The organism is Bifidobacterium amazonense (assembly GCF_018555435.2).
GTDB classification, from domain to species: domain Bacteria; phylum Actinomycetota; class Actinomycetes; order Actinomycetales; family Bifidobacteriaceae; genus Bifidobacterium; species Bifidobacterium amazonense.
This window is the reverse complement of record NZ_JAFEJT020000034.1, coordinates 1-19600: the sequence shown is the minus strand read 5'-3', so window position 1 is coordinate 19600 and position 19600 is coordinate 1. Positions and strand designations below refer to the sequence as shown.

Annotated in this window: 19 protein-coding genes, 1 tRNA gene and 1 pseudogene; 5 read left to right on the top strand and 16 right to left on the bottom strand. The window is 62.0% G+C overall.

Going from position 1 to position 19600, the window contains the following annotated elements; translation table 11 throughout:
• Positions 1-95 precede the first annotated feature (95 nt).
• Complete coding sequence (locus JS533_RS08610) at positions 96-4391, bottom strand: LPXTG cell wall anchor domain-containing protein (RefSeq protein ID WP_241514024.1); 4296 nt, start codon at positions 4389-4391, stop codon at positions 96-98.
• Between the two features lie 350 nt (positions 4392-4741).
• Here JS533_RS08610 and JS533_RS08605 point away from each other — a divergent pair, with 350 nt between their 5' ends.
• From JS533_RS08605 to JS533_RS08595, 3 genes are all read left to right on the top strand, one after another.
• The gene (locus JS533_RS08605) at positions 4742-6229 is read left to right on the top strand and encodes an AAA family ATPase (RefSeq protein WP_274619220.1); all 1488 of its coding nucleotides are present in this window, start codon (positions 4742-4744) and stop codon (positions 6227-6229) included.
• Positions 6222-6986 carry a hypothetical protein gene (locus JS533_RS08600; protein ID WP_241514022.1) on the top strand — a complete coding sequence of 255 codons (765 nt, stop codon included), beginning with the start codon at positions 6222-6224 and terminating at the stop codon, positions 6984-6986. The genes JS533_RS08605 and JS533_RS08600 overlap by 8 nt, the downstream gene beginning before the upstream one ends.
• Before the next feature lie 263 nt (positions 6987-7249).
• On the top strand, positions 7250-8422 hold the full coding sequence (locus JS533_RS08595; protein ID WP_241514021.1) for a hypothetical protein: 1173 nt from the start codon (positions 7250-7252) through the stop codon (positions 8420-8422).
• On the opposite strand, the gene JS533_RS08590 is transcribed toward JS533_RS08595, so the two are convergent.
• The 8 genes from JS533_RS08590 to JS533_RS08555 form a co-directional block, all read right to left on the bottom strand.
• Positions 8393-8791, bottom strand: coding sequence for a hypothetical protein (locus JS533_RS08590; RefSeq protein WP_241514020.1), 399 nt, complete (start codon positions 8789-8791; stop codon positions 8393-8395). The genes JS533_RS08595 and JS533_RS08590 overlap by 30 nt on opposite strands.
• 65 nt (positions 8792-8856) lie before the next feature.
• Entirely contained in the window at positions 8857-9264 is a 408-nt protein-coding gene (locus JS533_RS08585; RefSeq protein WP_241514019.1) for a transcriptional regulator, read from the bottom strand.
• 132 nt (positions 9265-9396) lie between these two features.
• A complete protein-coding gene (locus JS533_RS08580; protein ID WP_241514018.1) occupies positions 9397-9636 on the bottom strand; it encodes a BrnA antitoxin family protein in 240 nt (79 codons plus the stop codon).
• Between the two features lie 4 nt (positions 9637-9640).
• Entirely contained in the window at positions 9641-10237 is a 597-nt protein-coding gene (locus JS533_RS08575; protein WP_241514017.1) for a ParA family protein, read from the bottom strand.
• Positions 10238-10372: 135 nt separating this feature from the next.
• A complete protein-coding gene (locus JS533_RS08570; RefSeq protein WP_241514016.1) occupies positions 10373-10822 on the bottom strand; it encodes a WhiB family transcriptional regulator in 450 nt (149 codons plus the stop codon).
• A complete protein-coding gene (locus JS533_RS08565) occupies positions 10819-12030 on the bottom strand; it encodes a helix-turn-helix domain-containing protein (protein ID WP_241514015.1) in 1212 nt (403 codons plus the stop codon). The genes JS533_RS08570 and JS533_RS08565 overlap by 4 nt, the downstream gene beginning before the upstream one ends.
• A gap of 193 nt (positions 12031-12223) precedes the next feature.
• Entirely contained in the window at positions 12224-12397 is a 174-nt protein-coding gene (locus tag JS533_RS08560) for a hypothetical protein (RefSeq protein ID WP_241514014.1), read from the bottom strand.
• Positions 12398-12484: 87 nt separating this feature from the next.
• Positions 12485-12748: a helix-turn-helix domain-containing protein gene (locus JS533_RS08555; protein WP_241514013.1), complete on the bottom strand. Its 264-nt coding sequence runs from the start codon at positions 12746-12748 to the stop codon at positions 12485-12487.
• A gap of 90 nt (positions 12749-12838) precedes the next feature.
• Here JS533_RS08555 and JS533_RS13860 point away from each other — a divergent pair.
• Positions 12839-13114, top strand: a pseudogene (locus JS533_RS13860) (helix-turn-helix domain-containing protein); the annotation flags it as partial.
• A gap of 174 nt (positions 13115-13288) precedes the next feature.
• Here JS533_RS13860 and JS533_RS08550 read toward each other — a convergent pair.
• The 5 genes from JS533_RS08550 to JS533_RS08530 form a co-directional block, all read right to left on the bottom strand.
• Positions 13289-13360, bottom strand: a tRNA-Glu gene (locus JS533_RS08550).
• A 209-nt stretch (positions 13361-13569) separates the two neighbouring features.
• Positions 13570-14517, bottom strand: a complete 948-nt coding sequence (gene trmB / locus JS533_RS08545; RefSeq protein ID WP_241514012.1) for a tRNA (guanosine(46)-N7)-methyltransferase TrmB — start codon at positions 14515-14517, stop codon at positions 13570-13572.
• A 42-nt stretch (positions 14518-14559) separates the two neighbouring features.
• Positions 14560-15075, bottom strand: a complete 516-nt coding sequence (locus JS533_RS08540; protein ID WP_241514011.1) for a low molecular weight protein-tyrosine-phosphatase — start codon at positions 15073-15075, stop codon at positions 14560-14562.
• Positions 15076-15198: 123 nt separating this feature from the next.
• Positions 15199-15867, bottom strand: a complete 669-nt coding sequence (locus JS533_RS08535) for a dihydrofolate reductase (RefSeq protein ID WP_241514010.1) — start codon at positions 15865-15867, stop codon at positions 15199-15201.
• Between the two features lie 84 nt (positions 15868-15951).
• On the bottom strand, positions 15952-16827 hold the full coding sequence (locus tag JS533_RS08530) for a thymidylate synthase (protein ID WP_241514009.1): 876 nt from the start codon (positions 16825-16827) through the stop codon (positions 15952-15954).
• A 231-nt stretch (positions 16828-17058) separates the two neighbouring features.
• Between JS533_RS08530 and JS533_RS08525 the strand changes: the two genes are divergently transcribed.
• Complete coding sequence (locus JS533_RS08525) at positions 17059-17472, top strand: OsmC family protein (RefSeq protein WP_241514008.1); 414 nt, start codon at positions 17059-17061, stop codon at positions 17470-17472.
• 215 nt (positions 17473-17687) lie between these two features.
• Here the strand turns inward: JS533_RS08525 and JS533_RS08520 are convergent, their stop codons facing one another.
• Entirely contained in the window at positions 17688-18725 is a 1038-nt protein-coding gene (locus tag JS533_RS08520) for a universal stress protein (protein WP_241514007.1), read from the bottom strand.
• Positions 18726-18998: 273 nt separating this feature from the next.
• Positions 18999-19600: C40 family peptidase (locus JS533_RS08515; protein ID WP_241514006.1), on the bottom strand; the 602-nt coding region annotated here is incomplete at its 5' end.

Sequence of the window (19600 nt, the reverse complement as noted above, 5' to 3'; positions counted from 1 at the left end):
GGGAGAGAAGAAGGAAGAGAACCGGCGGGGTTCCGGCCGGATTGCCGTCCGACCGGAAGAATCATCGCGGCGGAGAACGGTCCCCGCCGCTTCGGTCAGACCACGGATTGCCCGCCGGGAACCGAATCCACGGTTTCGACGGCATCCGCGTCGGCATCCTCGGCATCGACGGGTTGCATCGTGCCGGAGTGGCGGCCGGCGGCGTTGTTCCCGCGCCTGAACCTGCGGGCGGCGACCAGTCCCGCGCCGACGGCGAGCAGGGTGATCGCCGCCGCGATCACGCCCTGGACGGCGGCGCCGGTATGGGCGAGCCCGGTCCGGTAGCCGTTCCAGTCGTCGGTGTTGCTGACCACTTCGGTGTCGGGGCAGACGAGCCTGCCGTCGATCGTGACCGCATCATCAGGCGCGGACGTCTCGTCCTTGCCGTCGAACGGATCCGGGTCGGAGACGACGCATTCAACCAACGGCGTGCCGGTGACCGTGGCGCGGTCGGTGTGATGGCCGGTCACGCCCTTGAGGACGCCCTTGACCTCGACGCTCTCGCCGGGCTTGAGGATGCGGCTGTCCCAATCGGCGGGGTATTCGAGATCGGTCACCCGGCCGTCGCCGGCGACCAGCTGGTCCTTGAGGTTCAGGTCCTTGGTTCGGTACCATGCGCCCTGCTTGGTGTCGGGGTCGGTGGTGCTGGTGTTGGTGATGGTGAACACGATGCGCGTGTCGCCCTGCATGGCCAGCGCGTCCTTGACCTGGTCGCGGTCGCCGGCCGGCCAGCCGGAGGCCTCGTCCCATTTCTCGATCTTCAGGCTCGGGGTCATGTCGGGCGTGTGCGTCTCGACCTGGTTGGAAGGACGTTTGGTGCCGTTGATGGTTTCGTCGAACCGGTTGGCGATGTGTTCGCCGGTCTTGACGCGCTTGCACTGGATGAACGCGGTCCATGCCTGTTCGCTGTCGTCGTTGCCGCTGACGAGGTCGAGCATGCGCTGGGTCGCCGTGACGGTGACCACGCCCTTCTCATCCTGCGTGAGGGTGAACAGTTCGCCGCCGTACGCACTGGCGTCGAAGCCGCTGCCGGCGATCTTCGCGCCCTTGCGGGCGACCACCTTGCCCTGTTCGGTCAGGTCGCGCATGGCGTACACGGCCCATTGGTCGGTGTACTGGTCATGCTCGGTGTCGAGCGGGTCGGTGATGCTCCAGTCGGTGACCTTCTGGTAGGCGCGATGCGCAGGCAGCACCGAGCTGTCGAGACGGTAGAGGAACAGGCTGTTGAGGTATACGCTCTGCTTGTCGATGGATTCGCCGTCCACCTTCACGACCACATCCTTGGATGGGTTGACGGGTTTGAGGGGATTGGCGACCTCGTTGGTGTCCTTGCGGGTGTCGTTGACGACCTGCGTGGCCTTGTTCTTCACAGTGTATCCGTCGGTGACCTTGATGACGGTCATCGGCAGACTCACCTCGTAGCTCGTACCCAGCAGCCCCTGGTCGATGGCCGGCTCCTTCAACGGGTCGTGATCGGTCTTCTCGGCGTATTCCTTGAGGTTCTTGGGTTGGGGGTCGCCCTTGATGGTCTCGCCGGTGGCCGGCACCTTCGTGTCCACGGTCTTGGCGTACACATAGGCGACGCCTTCGATCGCGGCGATGTTGAACTTCGCGGTCACATCCTTGCCGGTCGCGGTGTCGGTGACCTCGATGTGCTTGGCGTCGAGGGAGAGGTATTCGTCGTCCCAGTCATCGGTCATGCCGAGCCTCCAGACCTTGTATGCCTGGTTGGTCTGCTTGGCGTCGATGGTCACGCGATAGTAGATCCGGTCGCCCAACAGGGCGGTTCTGCCATCGATGCTGATGGACGGGTCGGCCTGGGTGTCCTTCTTCACCGGAGTGAAGTCGGGCGGCTCGTTCCACACCTTGTTGCTCGGGACGATCATGTTGCTCAGGGTCAACGCCCACTGGTTGCCGATCCTGGTGTCCGCGGGCGCGTCCTTGGCGACGGTGCCCTCGAAGCGGACGATGATGCGCGGGTTCGCCCCACTGCGCCAGTTCGCCTTCACGTACCCGTCGGAGAACACGAGGCGCACCGCGTGCTGGCTGTCGTTCCACTGGCTCTCGTATTCGCTCTTCGGGATGAATTTGCCGGTGGACAGGTCGGTGACCTCCAAGGTCTGCTTGTCCACTTCAAGGTGTTCGTCGTAGGTGTCGGTGACCGCCACCTCGCTGACCGAGTACGCGAGGTTGCCGGGCAGGTGGGGTTGGGTCTCCAGACGGTATTCCACGCGTTGGCCCGGATAGACGACCTTGCCATCCACGGACGCCTGATCGCCACCCTGCGAGGATTCGCCCACCACGTCCTTGACGACGGGCGGTATGTAGCCGCAGATCTTCGGCTCGTTCGTGGGGACGGTGTGCGTGTTGACGGTCTGGGAGCCCTTGTTCGTCAGCGCCTTGCCGTCCGGTGCGGTGCAGAACGACAGTTCGTCGCTTGCCTGCTTGCCGAAGTCGTCGCGCGCCTGGCCCGCGCCCTTGCCGTTGGCGTAAGCCGCCTTGCCCGGGATGAGCAGCGTGACCTGCTTCGCGGTCTTCAGCCCCTTCAATCCTTCGCGGTAGGCCTGGTTGGCGGTTGCGGTCACCGTGGTGCCATCCACTGTGATCGTCCACTGACTGGTGACGTCCCTGCCGCGGTTGGCGATATCGGTGACGCTGGATTCGCGGTCGGTGCCGGCATCAGCCTCGTACACCTTGATCTTCGACTTGTCGTCGGCGTCGAACAGATAGTCGGCGGCCGACCAGTCATCCGTGAGCGTCAGGGTTTCGGGAACCTGGATGAGGTTCTTGGCGATGGTGCCGTTGACCACCGATGCGACCTTGTCGCCGTCCAGAAGCGTCATATCGTCCGCGCCGGTCTGGTTGGTCTCCTTCGGGTCGATGACCGCCTCCCACTGTCCCTTTGAGTTCAGGCGGATCCAGCTCTTGTCCGGGTTCGGGCGCCATGTGTCGAACTGCTTCGCTCCGGCGTCGGCCTCGGGCTCCTGATTCCATTTGCCCCACGCATGGTCCTTGACCTGCTGGAAATCGGAGGGCTTCGACACGGTCACGTCGAAACTGAACTCGAACACATGATCCAGGGGCATCTCGCCCTTGTCGGCCGAGCGCACGGCCGACACCGTGTTCGATGCCTTGTCCCAGGTGATATCGAACTGGCCTGAAACGTCACGATCGTTGTCGGTTTTGTCGATGAGCCTGCAGTTGTCAACGGAGTATTCGACGCCATTGGGGTCGATCACGTCGCGGAATCGCATCTCGTAACCGCCGCGGCCGGTGCCGTACGTGATGGTCGTGCGGTTCGTCATCCGGTCGGCGCTCACACCGTCCTCGATCTTCTTGACCGGGTTCTCGGGCGGCACCGAGCTGACCTTCCAGGATTCGGCCGGATCGCGGTCGGCGGTGTCCACGGCTGCCTGCATACGACCCTGCTTGGGTACCTGGATATCGATCCAATACGAGCCCTCGGCCCAATGCTGCATGCCGAAATCCTTCGGCGTGGCGAGGTTGTCGAGCTGGGTGTCTCCGTTGCTCGGGAAGCTGATCGACTTGCTCACGCTCTTCGCGGGCAGGTATGGGCCGTGCTCATAATGGATGATCGCGGTGCCGTTCAACGTTTCCTTGATCGTGGATCCACCGTTGTCGGCGTGGATGACATCGCCGATCGGATCGGTGGAGCCGACCTGCATGTCGGTCTTCTGCTTGTGGCTGGTGGTCACGTTCAGCTTGTAATCGACCGGAGGCTGGTTCTGCGCCAACACGATCACGCGGAACGAGGCGTTCGGGTTGGAGTTGATCGACTCCTGCGCCAGCGAGTCAACGCTGCGCGTGCCGAGCCTGTCCTTCCATGTGGTCGAGGTCGAGTACTTCTGGCCCTGATACGTGTAGTCGCCCTTCGCCTCGGCCTTCCACTGCGCCTCCCAACGGTTCTTCGCGTTCGAGCTCACATAGCTGCCGTTGAACGAACCATCCGCCAGACGCACGTAGCCCACCGCCACCAGACGGCAGTCCGCGTTCCCGTCACCCGTATAGGAACGCTGGCACTCATCGATCGCGTCGCTCAAAGTCTTGTTCATGTTCACGAACTGGTTCTGTCCATTCGCCAGATCGGACGACAAACGCACCTTCGCGTCACTCAACGCCGTCTTCATGCCATCCAGCGTGGCCGGCCACGAATCCTTGTAGATCCAATGCACATCGGCCGTCTGCGTCGGCCCGCCGCCCGAACCGCCGCCGTCCTCGCCGGAACCGCCGCCACCGTTATCGGCCAACGCGACCGGAACCAGACACGCCAGCAACGCCGCGGCGGCCGTGATCGACGCCACCGCGCCGGCGCCCTTCTTCCCGAACCTCATACGAAATCCTTTCCCACATACGACAGAAGCGCCCCTCTCCGGGAAAGGGAGGAGACGGGGACTCCAGAACCCGCCTCCTCCCGGGTCCCTGGAAGAAAAGCACGCCCGCAAACCCGACGGCAGGCCGCCGGACCCCGAACGCACCATCAGCATCACCCCGCATCAAGCGATGCTGCGGCGGACAGACATTGCCCCGGTTGGAACCACCTTATTGCGGGCCGGGGCTGTTGTGTCGCTCCGGCTATGATCTGATTGCGAAACGCGGCGGTATGCATGCAGGTTGCGTTGTATAATAGTCATGTATTTCAATTAAAAATTGATTATTACGAGTTTTAGAGAATGGCAATGCGATGATTCGTTTGAAAAGACTTGTTCTGGACGACATGAGGAACATATCGCATGGCGTCCTGGATTTCGATGATCTGCCCACCGGCGGCAGTGTCACGGGCATTTACGGGCAGAACGGGTCCGGTAAGACCACCGTCATCGACGCCATCGGGATACTGCGCGCGCTGCTATCCGGGGGCATGCTGCCGGATACCGCCGGCGATGTCGTCAGCGCCAGCGCCGGTTCGGCGACCGTGACGGCGACGTTCCTCATCGGAGGCAAGCAGAAGCCCAGTTACCTTGAGTACAGGGTGTCCATGCGCAAGGCGAACCCGGATTCGACGCGGGCGCGCGTCGTCGCCGAATCGGTGCGCATCGGAGACGACCCCTCGCGCTTGGGCCGTGAGGTGCTGGGGCATCGGATGGAGGACTCCGAGGCGGACGGGTTCGTGTCGACCCCGGTCTACGTGTGGCGTTCCATCGAGGCGGTCAGCTCGGTGAAGACCGTGGTCTCGCGCACCGCGGACCGCGCGTACATGGAGGGGCGTTCCTTCCTGTTCTCCCGGTGCGCCACGCTCGATGACCGGCCGGACGCCGAGTTCCTGATCGACTGGGCGGTCGCCCGCGTGCGTGAGACGAACGGCGTATCCTCCAGATCGCTGACGTACATCAACGAGCGTTTCAGCGAGTTCGTGCGCCTGCGCGAGGCCCTGTGCAGCTACGCGACCAATGACATCTTCGTGTCCACCACCCGCCGCGGCTCCTACCCCGCGTTCGCGATCATCCCGATCATGGAGGAGAACCCGGAGGGCCGCAACACGGAGTTCGCGTTCGACCTGCTGCAGCCCAACCCGCTGACCCCCGGACAGGCGAAGCGTCTCGGACAGACCGTGGAATCCTTCGACCGCATCCTGCCCACCATCGTGCCCGGCCTGCACGTCCTGCTGAAGACCGGCACCGCGCCCTCCGGCAAGGACGGCGAGGACCGGGTCACCGCGGAACTGTTCTCCCGCCGCGGCGACGTCACGGTCCCCTTCCGCTGCGAAAGCGAGGGCATCATACGCATCACCGCGCTGCTCGGCTACCTCAAGCACGCATACAACGACGAAAACGCGCTGGTCGCCGTGGATGAGTTCGACTCCGGCGTGTTCGAGCTGCTGCTCGGCGACATGCTGAGCCAGCTGGCGGACGGGTGCGCGGGACAATTGGTGTTCACCGCCCACAACCTGCGGGCGTTGGAGGTGCTGCCGAACAGCTGCATCCGCACAACGGTGACCGACCCCAATAATCGGTTTGCGACCATCCCCCGCAAGTCCTCCACGAACAACCAGCGCAAACGGTACCTGACGGCCAGCGAACTCGGATGGAGCGGCCCCGACATCTACGATCCGCCCATCCCGCGCATGTTCGGCAACAGCCTCTACGCCGCCGGCCACCCCGACGAGGACGACGACATCGACGACGATCTGGCAGCACTCAACGCCGCCGGGACGGAGGCGGACCGTGGCTAAACGCAAGATCGTCCTGCTCGTCGTGGAAGGCGCGAGCGACGCCAGCCTGCTCGTGCCCGCATTCTCCGCGTTGATCGAGAACCGCCTGTTCCAAGGTCAGGAATTCCATTGCGACGTGCTGACCGCGCCGAACCACCGCGAAGAATTCCACCGGCGCAACGGGTTCTACCCCGCGGACAAACCCTCGCAAACCGTGCGCGAACTCGTCGAATACTACCTCAAAGATCACGACCACACATGGAGCCAACTCGGCCACATCATCCAGATCTGCGACTTGGACGGCGCGTTCGCGCCCGACGACTGCGTACGGGAGGACCCATCCACGGAGGGGACCCTGTATTCGACGACCGACATCATCACCACGAACCGCACCGCCCTGATCGCCGACCGGACGACCAAGAAAAACGGCGTGGACGCCCTGCTGAAACTCGACGGGTTCAGGAAGAAGAACGGCCGCACCACACTCATGATTCCATACCGCCTGTTCTATGTCAGCCGCAACCTCGAGCACGCGTTCCGAGGCAGGATTGACAACCTAGACGCGCAACACAAGCAAAGTGGTGCCATCAAACTGGCGGACCGCTTCACGCGAGACCCGAACCTGTTCTCGACGACCCTCCAATCCTTGCGACGGATACACGGCAATCCAGTGACTTGGGAGGAATCATGGCAATACGCCATGCAAGACTGCCACTCACTCGAACGCGGCAGCAACCTCGCATTCGTGGAACCATACCTAGCAGGCGAACTGCAATAGGTCATCCGTAGCTGGATAGCCTGGAGCCGCATTAGCAATCCTAGGACCATCCGGCTGCGGACACGAATTATGGTTAAGAATGTGGACTTAGAGTATTTGTAACATAACGCAGAGGTCGTCTATAACATTGTATTTCGCATCTATTTCAGTTTCGACAAATGCGGGCATGATGTAGATAATGAGGACTATATGGAACGCAGATTCGCAGTCGATAAGACATTGTCGATGAATTGCAGATGATTACGTACAAGGAAGTATACAATATGATAATACATGAAAAACATATCTCCGCACCTTATAAAAGTCCGCTATATCGCAATAATGAATATCATATTTCGGTTGGTAATCAGGGAATCGACCTAGATAGTATATATAATGACAACAAGGTTGAAAACGCTGAATTTTTACGATGGCTTGGATATGAGTCTTTCTGGCTTATTATTGGAATAATAATATCCTCTATTTCGGCCATAGCCCGTCATTATAAGGAATTATCTTTAAATGAGTTGGCAGAAAAATCTTCTTGGGACAAGACGGAATCTATACTAAAAGCTTTCCCCTGTTTTGCAGAAGATGCAGGCCTGTCTATTATCCTCGCTCTATTGGCGATAGTTGCGGGTCTTTCCGTGGGTATCGCAGTTGAGGATCTTTCAAAAAATCATATGTTTAGATTCAGATCTATGGGTAGGACGCTCATACGATTCAGTAATCTGTCCATCTGCTTTCTCGGCCTGTCATCCGCTAGTCTGATTCTCCGGTATGGGAAAGGACTTGGTGTTCTTCTTATTTTTGGTTTATTATTTTGTTTCACTATGCTTTACGGCATAGGCGATATATCTGTGAATTATCGTACTCGATTGAAGGAATTATCCAATAGATTGCACGAAGCGGAAAAAGAGCTATGCAATGTCACCAATAGGAAAAGAAAGCGCTATGTGTTTCGCAGTGTAGGAAGATGGAATAGGACTCTTAATAGTATCGGATTGTCGTTTGTGATTCTGGTCTATGTTTGCTCATCCGTGCATCAGCATAAGTTATTGTTGGCCAATTTGGTGATTTCTTTTACATTGGTTGTTTTTTACTGGTTGTCAGTTTACGTTCTAGGAAACATCCTTTATGATTCAATAAAGGTGTTTGAAGGATTGACGAAAGAAATTCGTCCACTAAAAATACTTTATTGTATTGCATTGTCGGTTTTCTCATTTATCGCATCAATGTATTTGAGTATGATTTTTATTCTTACGTCTCATCAATGCCTGTTTTATGTAAGCTGTGTTTTATTGTTTATCCTATTGCTTTATATCTGCTACTTTTCTTTATCGTCAAAAAATAGGCGGTTCCTGTTTATTGAAACAAGAACCGCAAAACTAAAGAAAAACGTCAGTTTAACTCGGCGACTTATTGGCCTAATGCAATCTGAGGAACAATTGGTTTAATTGGGTTAATTTTCTATATTTATCAAAGTGATTATCGTCCGGGTCATGTATATTTTTTAACGTTTTAATGACGCAGATAGCGAAAGCGCCAATGATAGCGATGGCGGCGAGGATTGCCAGTCGCGTTTCACGGCGTCCCCTGGCCGCCATATCGGCCTGTCGGTTGGCTAGGGCTTCGGCTTCGGCGGCGACGCCGCTGGCGGCGATGGTGGCGATGTGCGCGCCCATCCGATCTTCAAGGGAGGAATCCTCCTCGATGCCGTCGAAGGGTTCTTCGGTTTCGTCATGGTTGTCGTTCATGGTGCTGCTCCGTTCTTGATTGCTTGATTGCTGTATTGTTTGCTTTCCGGCTTGCTTGATTGCTTGCATGTCTGATTGCCTGCATGCAGGCAATCTTGATTGTTTGATTGTCTGCATGCAGGCTTGTTGGTTTGTCAGCTTTCGGTTTGCCCGGCGAGGATAGACATGCGTGCGGCGATGAGCGCGTGGCGTGCGATCGCCAGGTAGAGCTGGTGGCCTTCGCCGTCGTTCCAGAACCGGTCGAACTGCTCGGTCGGCATCATGCTGGCCGGGTCGAATCCGTTCCACACGCCGCCGCAGAACACCTTCGCGGCCGCGTTCACTTCCTCGTCGGACGGCATGCCCGGATGTCCTTCGGCGGAGTCGGCGGCGGCGCGCATCTGAGCGCCGAACACGCGGGCCTGCAACGGCGAAAGCGTGTACGCCAGTCCCGCCGTCGAGCCTGCGGGAAATCCCGTGTTCACGCCGAGGGTGATGACGCGTCCGTCCTCGCCGATGCTGATCCGGTCGCCGAGCACGGAGACCTCCATCGAGTAGTCCATAGTGGCTCCTTTCCGCAGACGCGGCGCGGTTCTCGGGTTCGTGTCTGCCTGTGTGATTGCCTGAATGTTTGCCTGTCGGCTTGCTTGAATGCTTGATTGCTGGATTACTGGATTGTCTGTTTGTGTGATGGCTTACGGTTCGTCGGTGTCGTCGAGCCGGTCGAGTTCGCGTTCGATGGCTTCGCGCAGGAGCCGCTGCATGGGCAGGTCGTGCGCGGCGGCCGTGGTCTTGAGCCGGGTCTTGAGCGAAACGGGTATGCGCAGCGAGAGCATGACCAGGGGCTCGCCCATGGTTTTGGCGGTCTTGTTCTGCTGGCGCAGCACGTCGTCGAACGGCACCGGGCGGGCCAGCGGCTGGTAGTTGCCCTGCATGGTCTCACCCCTGCCTTCCGACGATCTGCTGGAGTTCGGTGACGAGGTCGCGGTATTCGCCCAACTGGTGCGGGTTGGTACCGAGCGAACGCTTGTAGGACTGGGCCTTCGGCACGATCGTGTCGAACCGAGGAGTATCCATGGCGTTGAGCGCATCCATGGTGTCGCGGAACGCCTTCGTGTTGCGTTCGGCCTTGACCAGCAGCAGCGCGGCTGGCGTGCTCATCCTGGCCATGTCGAGGGTGCTCCATGCCTGCTGGAGGTCCATGGGCGAGTCCGACGCCGGCACGATCACGAAGTCGGCGGCTTTGATGGCCATATCCAGGGTCGGCCCCTGCGGCGGTGCGTCGATGATCGCCCATTCGTCCGGGTCCGCTCCGGCGGCGAGCTGGCGGAGCGTGGCCTGGTTGGCCGGCAGCACGTCGAACGTCAGCGGGTCCGGGGTCTGTTCCGCGGCGGCGGCCCACAGGCTCGCGCTGGATTGCGGGTCCGCATCGTACACGACGGCGCGGCCTCCTCTGGATACGATGACCGCGGCGATGTAGATGCTGGACGTGGTCTTCGCGACCCCGCCCTTGGCGTTGGCTATGGCGATGCGCATTCGTTCTTCTCCCTTGCGTTTGCCGGCGACCATGCAGGCAAGGCTGACTGATTGCTTGGTTGCCTGCTCGCATGATTGCTTGGATTCCTGCTTGTTGACTTGCTTGATTGCTTGATTATTTGATTGTTTGACGGGTCATGTGGGGTTCGGGGATGGGGCGGTCCTGCGTGCGCGCAGGCGGCGTTGCTGGCGTTCGGCGCTGGCCTCGTCCGTGACGTCGTCGAATACGCTCATGTGGGCGCGGATCCAGTCCGTGAGCAGCCGCCAGCGCTTGGTCCAGGGCAGGTTGCGGTCCCGGCATGGGATGCCGTCGGCTTCGGCCATGCGCGCGATCCTGCGTCGGTCAGTGCACACCTTGCCTCCGTACACGCCCCATTCGACCCCGCCACTGGCGGCGTAGGCCAGGCATTCGGCGCGTACCGGGCATTGTTCGCACACGGCCTTGGCGACCGTGTGGAACGCCTTCGCGTCGTCGGGGCGGTGCTCGAACTCCAGCGACCACATGTAGTCAGACCATGGCCGGGGGAATTCGCGGCATTCGCCGGCCTTCTTCCACGTCTCAAGACGATGTCCGTCCCCGCTCATGACCGCATCGCCTCCGCCGGGGCTCCGGTCTTCGCCTTGCGGTGGCCGGCGACGTCATGGGTGACTCTGTTGCGTTTGTCGTACGCGCACACCGGGCATGCCTCCGTGGCGATGACACCCTCGATGTGGTCCTGGCATAGCGAGGTGCGCAGCAACGCCGCCCCGTAGATCGGCACGCGGCTCGCGGATGACGAGCTGACCGGGATGGCCCGGTTGGGGTCCTTGACGACCGGCAGCGGCGCGTCCGGTGCCCGCTTGCCCGTCGGATCGGGATGGGTGAGCATCTCCAGCCGCAGCTGCACGTAGTTCGTGGCGAATCTGGTGCCGCTGGTGAGCCGGGGCAGCCAGTAGCGGTTGCGGTACGCCCAATCCATCGTCGCGACGATCTCGCCGTACGGACGGTCGATCAGCAGCGAGTGGACGGCCTTGCGGTCGGCCATGGTCGCCGGCACGTCGAACCGTTGGTCCACGGCGAGCATGTGCTGGCGGATGCCGTCGAGCACGCGCACCTCCTGACCGGCACGTTCCGTGACCGGTTCGGGCAGCATGCCGGGTTCGGGCACCCACAGCGGGTTCCTGCAACCCCTCGGAGGCAGCGCCTTGCCCCAATCGGGCGTCTGGACAGTTCCGGGCTTCGGATCGGCGACCGGCTTCGTGGAGGCTGGTTCGGCGTTGAGGGGAGCATCCCCGAAGGGGATGAGGGGAGAATTGTTTATCACTTGTCTATTGGGTGACTTTCTGTCCAAGATTTCGGGACAATTTGTCCTCGAACCGGAGCCTGTTGGTTCGGGTGACAATCCGTCGGGTGACAATTTGTCCTTGACCGGATCCGGCTTGCCTTCGGCTTCCGCCAGCGCGTCCAGATTCCGGGGTTTCTCCTCGATGTTCTCGGCGGCATGGTCGCCGTCCATGACGACGTCCCATACGCGGGAGCGGTGTCCCTTGGCGATCGGCTTGCGGGTGCGCGGGTTGCGCGCCGACATCTCCTGGTCGCCGGGGCGGATGTAGCCCTTGCGCTCCAGCTCCTGCAACGAACGGATCACGGTGCGCTCACAGCACCCGCAGTTGAACGCGATGGTCTCCACGCTTGGCCAGGCGGCCGCACCATCGTCGTAGTAGGCGCGGCGAGCCAGGTACACCAGCACGAACTTGGTGATGCCCTTGACGTCGTCGCGCTCCCATGCCCAGTTCTCGGCCCTGCTGCTCATCGCATGACCTCCCCACCATCGCGAGACGTATCCGCTTCGCGGCGTTCGCGCAGCCGCGCGCCGATCTCGTCGCCCAGGCGGGCGGCACGGCACAAGGCGTACGAGAAGACACCGCCGGATACGCACACGGCGGCAACGACCAGCCACCACATGGTTCGGCCGGTATTCGGGAAACGGTCCGCGGACACGCGCCTCAGCGGCGCGAGCCCCGGGACGGGTGGGCGAGCATGGACAGCATATGCGCCTTCGCGATGCGCAGATCGACGTTCCCGCCGGTCCTCGTCGTCCGCCGCTCGTCGTCGCGTGAGCGGCTAGGCTTGAAAACGGACGCCGGACGAACGCCGGCGGTATTGGTAGAATCGGTCATGGCGATGACCCTCCTTCGGTAAGTCGGAACGTCGGGCGTCTGATCTTGGCGGATTCGCGCGCCCGCATGCTCCATGGTTGTTGCCGTTCAATCCCCGCGCCGGGTTCCAGCCGGCTCGGGGACCCTTGTTTCGGGTTTCCACCCGCCGTCCGTGAGATAGGCATCGATGCCGAGCACGTACCCCGGGGACAGGTTTCGGTGAATGGCCAGCCAGATCAGGTCGGACTGTTGCCACGGTATGGATCCGTTGACCTTCCCCGCGACCGAGGATTTGGATTTGCCCATCTCCTTCGCGAGGTCGCGACAGCTCAGACCCGCCGCCATCATGTAGCGGCGCATCGGAGAGTCCATTCTACCTGTTATAAGTCCATTCACGATAGACAATATATCAAGGAACTTGCGTCATAGCAAATTGCTGTTGTAGGATTATGTCCATCGGTAATGGACGATTCCAATACGGAAGGACATGATATGTCAGGCGTTGAACCATCACCTGAATCCAATGGACTCGGGGATTATATGCAGAAGGTATTCATCTGGAACGTCAACATGCAGCTGACCGGACGCGGGATGAATCAGCAGGCCCTGTGCGCCCCGCTGGGGCTGAAGAAGCAGGCCGTGTCGGCAAAGATGACCGGCAAGACCACCTGGACCATCCAGGACATCGCCGCGGTGGCGGAGTTCTTCAACATATCGCCCTTGCTGCTTCTCGACGCGACGATGTACGAGCAGATGCTGAGAGGCATGAGGGGCGATGGAGGTGCATCTTTGGTGGCAGTGGCCACCGCCGGGTTTCCTGTTCGAGCGGCTGAAGGCCAGGCTGACGGCCTGAAACCGTTGGAAACAAAAGGCTCCGGGCCACGATACCTCGTGGAGCCCGGAGCCGGTGGGTACCCCCAGAGAGAGTCGAACTCTCGTTGTCAGATTGAAAGTCTGGTGTCCTAACCGTTAGACGATGGGGGCGGACAACTCGATTGATAATACGCGAGTCGCCTCATACGCGCAACATCGGCGTGTCGGCCGGGATTCCAAGGCTTTCAGAGGGCACGATCACGGGCGCACCGGTCGGCGCGCCGTCCAGTGCGCCTCATATCCGTGATCGCACGGCATACTCCGGCACGACGGGCTTGGGACCATCCGACATGCTCCGCACCCGCGATCACACGGTGCACTCACACAGTGCGATACGTGAAGTCGTGGATCACACGCCCCGCGGCGAGCCCCTTCTTCTCGAAGTTGGTGAGCACGCGTCCCTCGAACCGCTCGGACTCACGGAAATCGGCGTGCGGCAGATCGGCGGCCGTGTCGGCGTTGCCCTTGCCAACGTGCGCGATCGGCAGGCTCACGGTCAGCGAGCCAACGTTCTCAAATCCGTCCGCGTCGTCCATCACCTCGTGCACATGCAGCGCATAGTCCTCGATGTCGGTGGCGATGCGCCACACTCCCCCGTCGACCAGCGCGCGCCGCACGTCGCCCGCCAGTTCCGGCTGCACGATGCGCCGCTTGTGGTGCTTCATCTTGGGCCACGGATCCGGGAAGAACGTCCACACCTCGGCCAGCACGCCCGGCGCGCACGCCTTGAACAGCTCCGGCGCGTTCACCTGCGCGATGCGAATGTTGTCAAGATCCTGCTTGCCGGCCAGCAGCAGCGTATGCGCCACGCCCGGATCGTACACTTCCAGCGCCAGGAAGTTCAGCTCGGGGTGCGCGGCCGCCGCCGCAGCGACGTTCTCGCCCTGACCGGAGCCGATCTCGACGATCAGCGGCCGGTCATTGCCCCACGTCGATCGCATGAACTCCGCGTCGAACCGCAGGCCGTCGCGCACGTCGAGCGAGCCCTCCCCCGCGTTGATATCCAGCAGGTACCGGTCGGCGTACGCGTCCCACGCGCGCTGCAGGCGATCGTCGAGACGCGCGGATCGACGTACGAACGAGAGCACCTTGCGTCCGTACAGCGGAGGACGACCGGCGTTCGTCGCGTCCGATGCGGCAGCCTCGTCCGCCGCGACAGCCACGTCCGACGAGACAGTCGCGTCCGATGGCAGGATCGACGTAACCGACGAGGACGTCGACACGTCCTCATCCAAGGCAATATCAGATTGATTCACGACTTCAGACATACGACATACGATACCGGCACACGCGGAACGCACGCCCCGATATCAGCCGAGCCGGGCCTCGACCCAGTCGACGATGTACGGCGCGACCTCCTTGATCTGGTCGATCGCGACCTGGAACTCGTGCGGGCCGCCGTACCACGGGTCGACGAGGTCGATCTCGTCCTCGCGCCCGGCCGACGGCTTCGGCAGGTTCGGATCGAAGCTGCGGTACATGTGCACTTCGGAACGCTTCTCGGCCGGCAGCTGGCGCAGCAGGGCGCGCATGTGCGACGCGGTCATCGGCAGGAACAGGTCGCTTTCGTTGATCTCCTCGCGCGTGATGCGGTGCGCGAAGTGGTGCGCGGGGATCTCGTAGCCGTCCGCGCGCAGCACGCGCACGGCGCGACGGTCGATCGGGTTGCCGTATTCCTCGTCGGACACGCCGCTGGACATGACGCGCACGCGGTCGGCGAGTCCACGCGCCTCGAATTCGGCGCGCAGGATGATTTCGGCCATCGGCGAACGGCAGATGTTGCCGGTGCATACGGTCATCACGGTGTACAGGTGGTCTGCGGTCATCTCACTGCTTTCGGTGTGCTGGATCGGTTCGGTATCGGTTCGGTGATCGGTGCTGGATCGGTTCATCGGCCCGCTGACGGCCCGTTCGTCGATGCGACTGATCCGGCCGGAAAGGCCGGCCGGTCAGCGGGTCTTCTCGAAGGTGACGAACCGGTACGCCCGGATGCCGCTGGCCTTGGCCTCGGCCTTCTCCGGCTTGCGCCAGTGACCTTCGTCGGCGATGTGCCACAGGTCGGCGTCCACGAGGTCGCGGATGTCGGGTGCGTACACGTCGGCGTCCACGTTCGCGTCGATGATCGTCACGTACGCCTTGGACGCGAGCGGCAGGGCCTCGCGGAACATCTGCGCGCCGCCGATGACCCAGATCTCGCTGCGGTCCATGCCGTCGTCCGGGATCGCCTCCTGCCGCGCATAGTCCATCGCGTCGTCGAGGCTTTCGGCGACGGTCGCGCCGAGCGCACGGTACTGCGGATCGTGCGAGACGACGATGTTGTCGCGGTTCGGCAGCGGACGGTACTTCGGATCAAGCGACTCCCAGGTCCTGCGTCCCATGATCACCGGATGCGAGACGGTCAGTTCCTTGAAATGCTTCAGGTCCTCGGACAGGTGCCAAGGCATGCCTCCGTCAAAGCCGATGGCCCCTTCGCGACCTTCCTTGTCGCGGGCCTCGGCCCAGATGAGGTTCACCGAGAACGTCTTGGGGAAATCATCACCCCAATCCTCGGTGTCGTCGAGCCCGGCAGATCCGGGCTCGGGTTCGTGGTAGCCACTGCGACTACTGTCATGCTCCATTTCAATCACTCCTTGGGTTGAACTGGGTCAGATTCTATAGTCATACCGCGACGGTCAAGCGGTCAGACCGCCACGGCCGAGCCGTCAGACCGCGACGGGCGCCTTGATGGTCGGATGATGACGGTATCCGACGATCTCGAAGTCGCCGTAGTCATAATCGAACAGCGAGTCGGCCTTGCGGATCCGGATCTTCGGATACGGATACGGTTCGCGGCCGAGCTGTTCGAGCACCTGCTCGATGTGGTTGTCGTAGACGTGGCAGTCGCCGCCGGTCCACACGAACTCGCCCGGCTCAAGTCCGGCCTGCTGGGCCATCATCAGCGTAAGCAGCGAATACGAGGCGATGTTGAACGGCACGCCGAGGAACATGTCGCACGAGCGCTGATACAGCTGGCAGCTCAGGCGCCCGTCGGCCACGTAGAACTGGAACAGCGCGTGACATGGCGGCAGGGCCATCTGGTCGACCTCGGCCGGATTCCACGCGGTCACGATCATACGGCGCGAATCGGGATGATGCTTGATCAGATCGAGCACGTTGCTGATCTGGTCGATGGTGCGGTTCGGGTCGTCGGGCGTGGGCGCGGGCCAGCTGCGCCACTGCACGCCGTAGACCGGGCCGAGGTCGCCGTTCTCGTCGGCCCATTCGTCCCAGATGTGCACGTTGTGCTCCTGCAGCCAGCGCACGTTGCTCGATCCTTTGAGGAACCACAGCAGCTCGTACGCGAGACCCTTGAAGAACACGGTTTTGGTGGTCAGCAGCGGGAACGTGCCGTCGGACAGGTCGAAGCGGATCTGCCGGCCGAACAGCGAGATCGTGCCGGTGCCAGTACGGTCGGACTTGAGCGTGCCCTCGGTCAGGATCGTGCGCACGAGGTCCTCGTACGGCGTGGGGATGTCGGTGTCGGGACGCGCCGGGATGCGCGCGCGGATGTCTGCAAGCTGTTCCGGTGTCAATGCCATGCCTTTCAGCATAGCGTGAGGCGCGTGATTATAGCAGACTCGCCCGAAACGCGTTGTCCCGCAAGGGTTTTTGAAACGGTCCGAACGCGGCGGGGACGGCGTGCGAGCGTCTTGCGGCCGCCGTCGATTCACATTATGCGCGCGGCGGACGGCCGCGGCGCGATTGTGGGATACATTGGACGTGTCGACATCGGCGCGACGGTCGCGCCGCAACAAGACGAGGAGGACACTATGGGCAAGCGACTGTGGGTCGAGCGCAACAAGGACGGTTCGTGGGACGCGTTCAGCGACGACGGCGCGCATCTCAAGTTCGGCAAGGGCAAGGGCGTGTTCACGCCGGGCGACCTGATGAAGATCGCACTGGCCGGCTGCGCGGCCCTGTCCAGCCAGTTCGCCATCGAGCACACGCTCGGCGAGGGCAAGGGCGCGAGGATCGTCGTGGACGGCACGTACGACGCCGACAACGACGCGTACATCAACTTCAACGAGCAGGTGGTCGTCGACGCGACCGACGCGAACCTGAGCGACGAGGACGCCGACAAGCTCAAGGAGCGCATCACCCGCCACATCGACAAGGGCTGCACGGTCAAGCACACCTACGTGCAGGAGACCCCGGTGCGCATGGATGTGACGATTCGCCGCTGATTCACCATCAACGACATCGGTTTCCCGGATTTATTGCACTGACGCCGACTCAGTGCAACGATTCCGGGAAATCAGCCGCATCGTCCCGGATTTGTTGCACTGAGACCGACTCAGCACAACGATTCCGGGAAACCAACTAAAATTGCCCGGATTTGTTGCACTGAGACCGACTCAGCACAACGATTCCGGGCAATCGCATGTTTACAGCCGTAAGCCTACTGGCGATCCGGATCGATCTTCGCCTCGATCTTGGCGGCGACCTCCGGCTCGGCGGTGGGCACCGCGATCTCCTCGACGCCGCTGATCGCCTCGATCGGCTTCGGCGTGACCTCGGCCGGCGAGCTCGGCACCGTGTCGAGGCGGCTTTCCGCGGCCTCCACATACTTGCGCGGCACCACGTACACCGGGGTCACGGCGTGCTGCAGCAGTCCCTGGCTGGTCGAGCCGAGCAGCAGGCCGGTGAATCCGCCACGACCACGCGAGCCGACGACCACGACGTCATGGTTCCAGCTGGCCTTGGTCAGCGCGTTCACCGCGGAGCCGGGCACGACCTGCTTGTTGATCTTCAGGTTCGGATGAGCTTCGGCCAGCGGCTTGATGCGCACGGTCAGATCGTCCAGATAGGACTCCATCACGCCTTCCTCGCCGTCGATGCCCTGGATCTTCGGCACGGCCGAGATCACGTCGAGTTCGGCGCCCCAGCTGTCGGCGAACGCGGCGGCGATCTCGAGCGCCTTGAGGCCCCACTTGGATTCGTCGGAGCCGACCGCGACCTTGGTGATCGTGTTGTTGAGGTGCATCAGGTTGCCGTCGTCGTCGGTGTACGGCACGACGACGATCGGGCAGTACGCGTACGCCGGCAGCGACGACGACGTGGTGCCGAGGAGTCGTTCGGCCAGTCCGCCCTTGCCGCGGTTGCCGATGACGATGAGATTGTAGTTGCGGGACAGTTCGACGAATACGGACGCCGGGTCTCCGGTGACGATGAGCGTGGCCGCCTCGACGCCCTGCTCGTCGGCGATGGCCTTGGCCTTGGACAGGATCTCCTGCGCGTCGGAGTGCGCGGCGTTGTCGTCGCCCATGGCGGTATAGGTGGCGTCGAAGGACACCGCTGCGTAGCTCGGCAGCGAATACGCGCACACGATCTGCAGCGTGAGTCCTGCATGCTTGGCGTAGTTCGCGGCCCACCACGTGGCCTTGTAGCTGGCGTGCGAACCGTCGACTCCCACGAGAATTGCCTTGTCGTTGATCATGACGACCTCCTTACGTCGTTCGGCGCAACCGTGCGCCGCCCACAACCCCAAGAATACTCGCCGACCGCGTGAATCGCGTGTTACCCCACGCGGAAAAATCGTCGGCGGATACGCCCCGCGACGCGCGCGACGTCACGCTGTCGTGTACGTTGCCGTGTACGTCGCCGCATACGAAAACAGCGCCCCGTGACGGGACGCTGTTGTGCGAAGCGCAAAGTAACGACGATGATCGCCGCCGGTGCGACGGCCGGCCGTTGCGGCCGGCGTGCGGGATTACAGGACGCGGCGGATGGAGTAGCCGCTGGTGAACACGCTCAGACCGGTGATCTGCGTGCCCTGGTACGGGTTCAGCGCGTTGACGACGAGCCCGTTGCCGATGTAGATGGCCGCGTGCGTGCCGTTGGCGAGGATGTCGCCCGGCTGCGCGTCGGCGATGGATGCGACCGCGGTGCCGACCGCGGCCTGGGCGCCCGAATAGTGCGGCAGGCTGATGCCGAACTGGGCGTACACGTACTGGACGAAGCCGGAGCAGTCCCAGCCGCTGGGCGTATTGCCGCCGGCCACGTACGGCGAGCCGACGAACTGCGTGGCGTAGGAGGCGAGGGCCGAGCCGCTGGTGCCGGTCGGGGCGGACGTGGTGCCGGAAGCGTCGGAGGTTCCGGTGGAGTCGTCGGTACCGGTCGTGGTGTCGGTGGTGGCGGTGTTGGTGTCGGGAACGGCGTCGTACAGCGATTCACGCTGTTCGGAACGGCTGGCGGCCTGCGATTCGGCTTCGGCCTGCGCCTCGGCGGCGGCCTTGGCCTCCTCCTCGGCCTTCTTCTTGGCGGCTTCGGCCTCCTGCTCGGCCTTGGACTTGGTCACCGGCACCTTGAGGC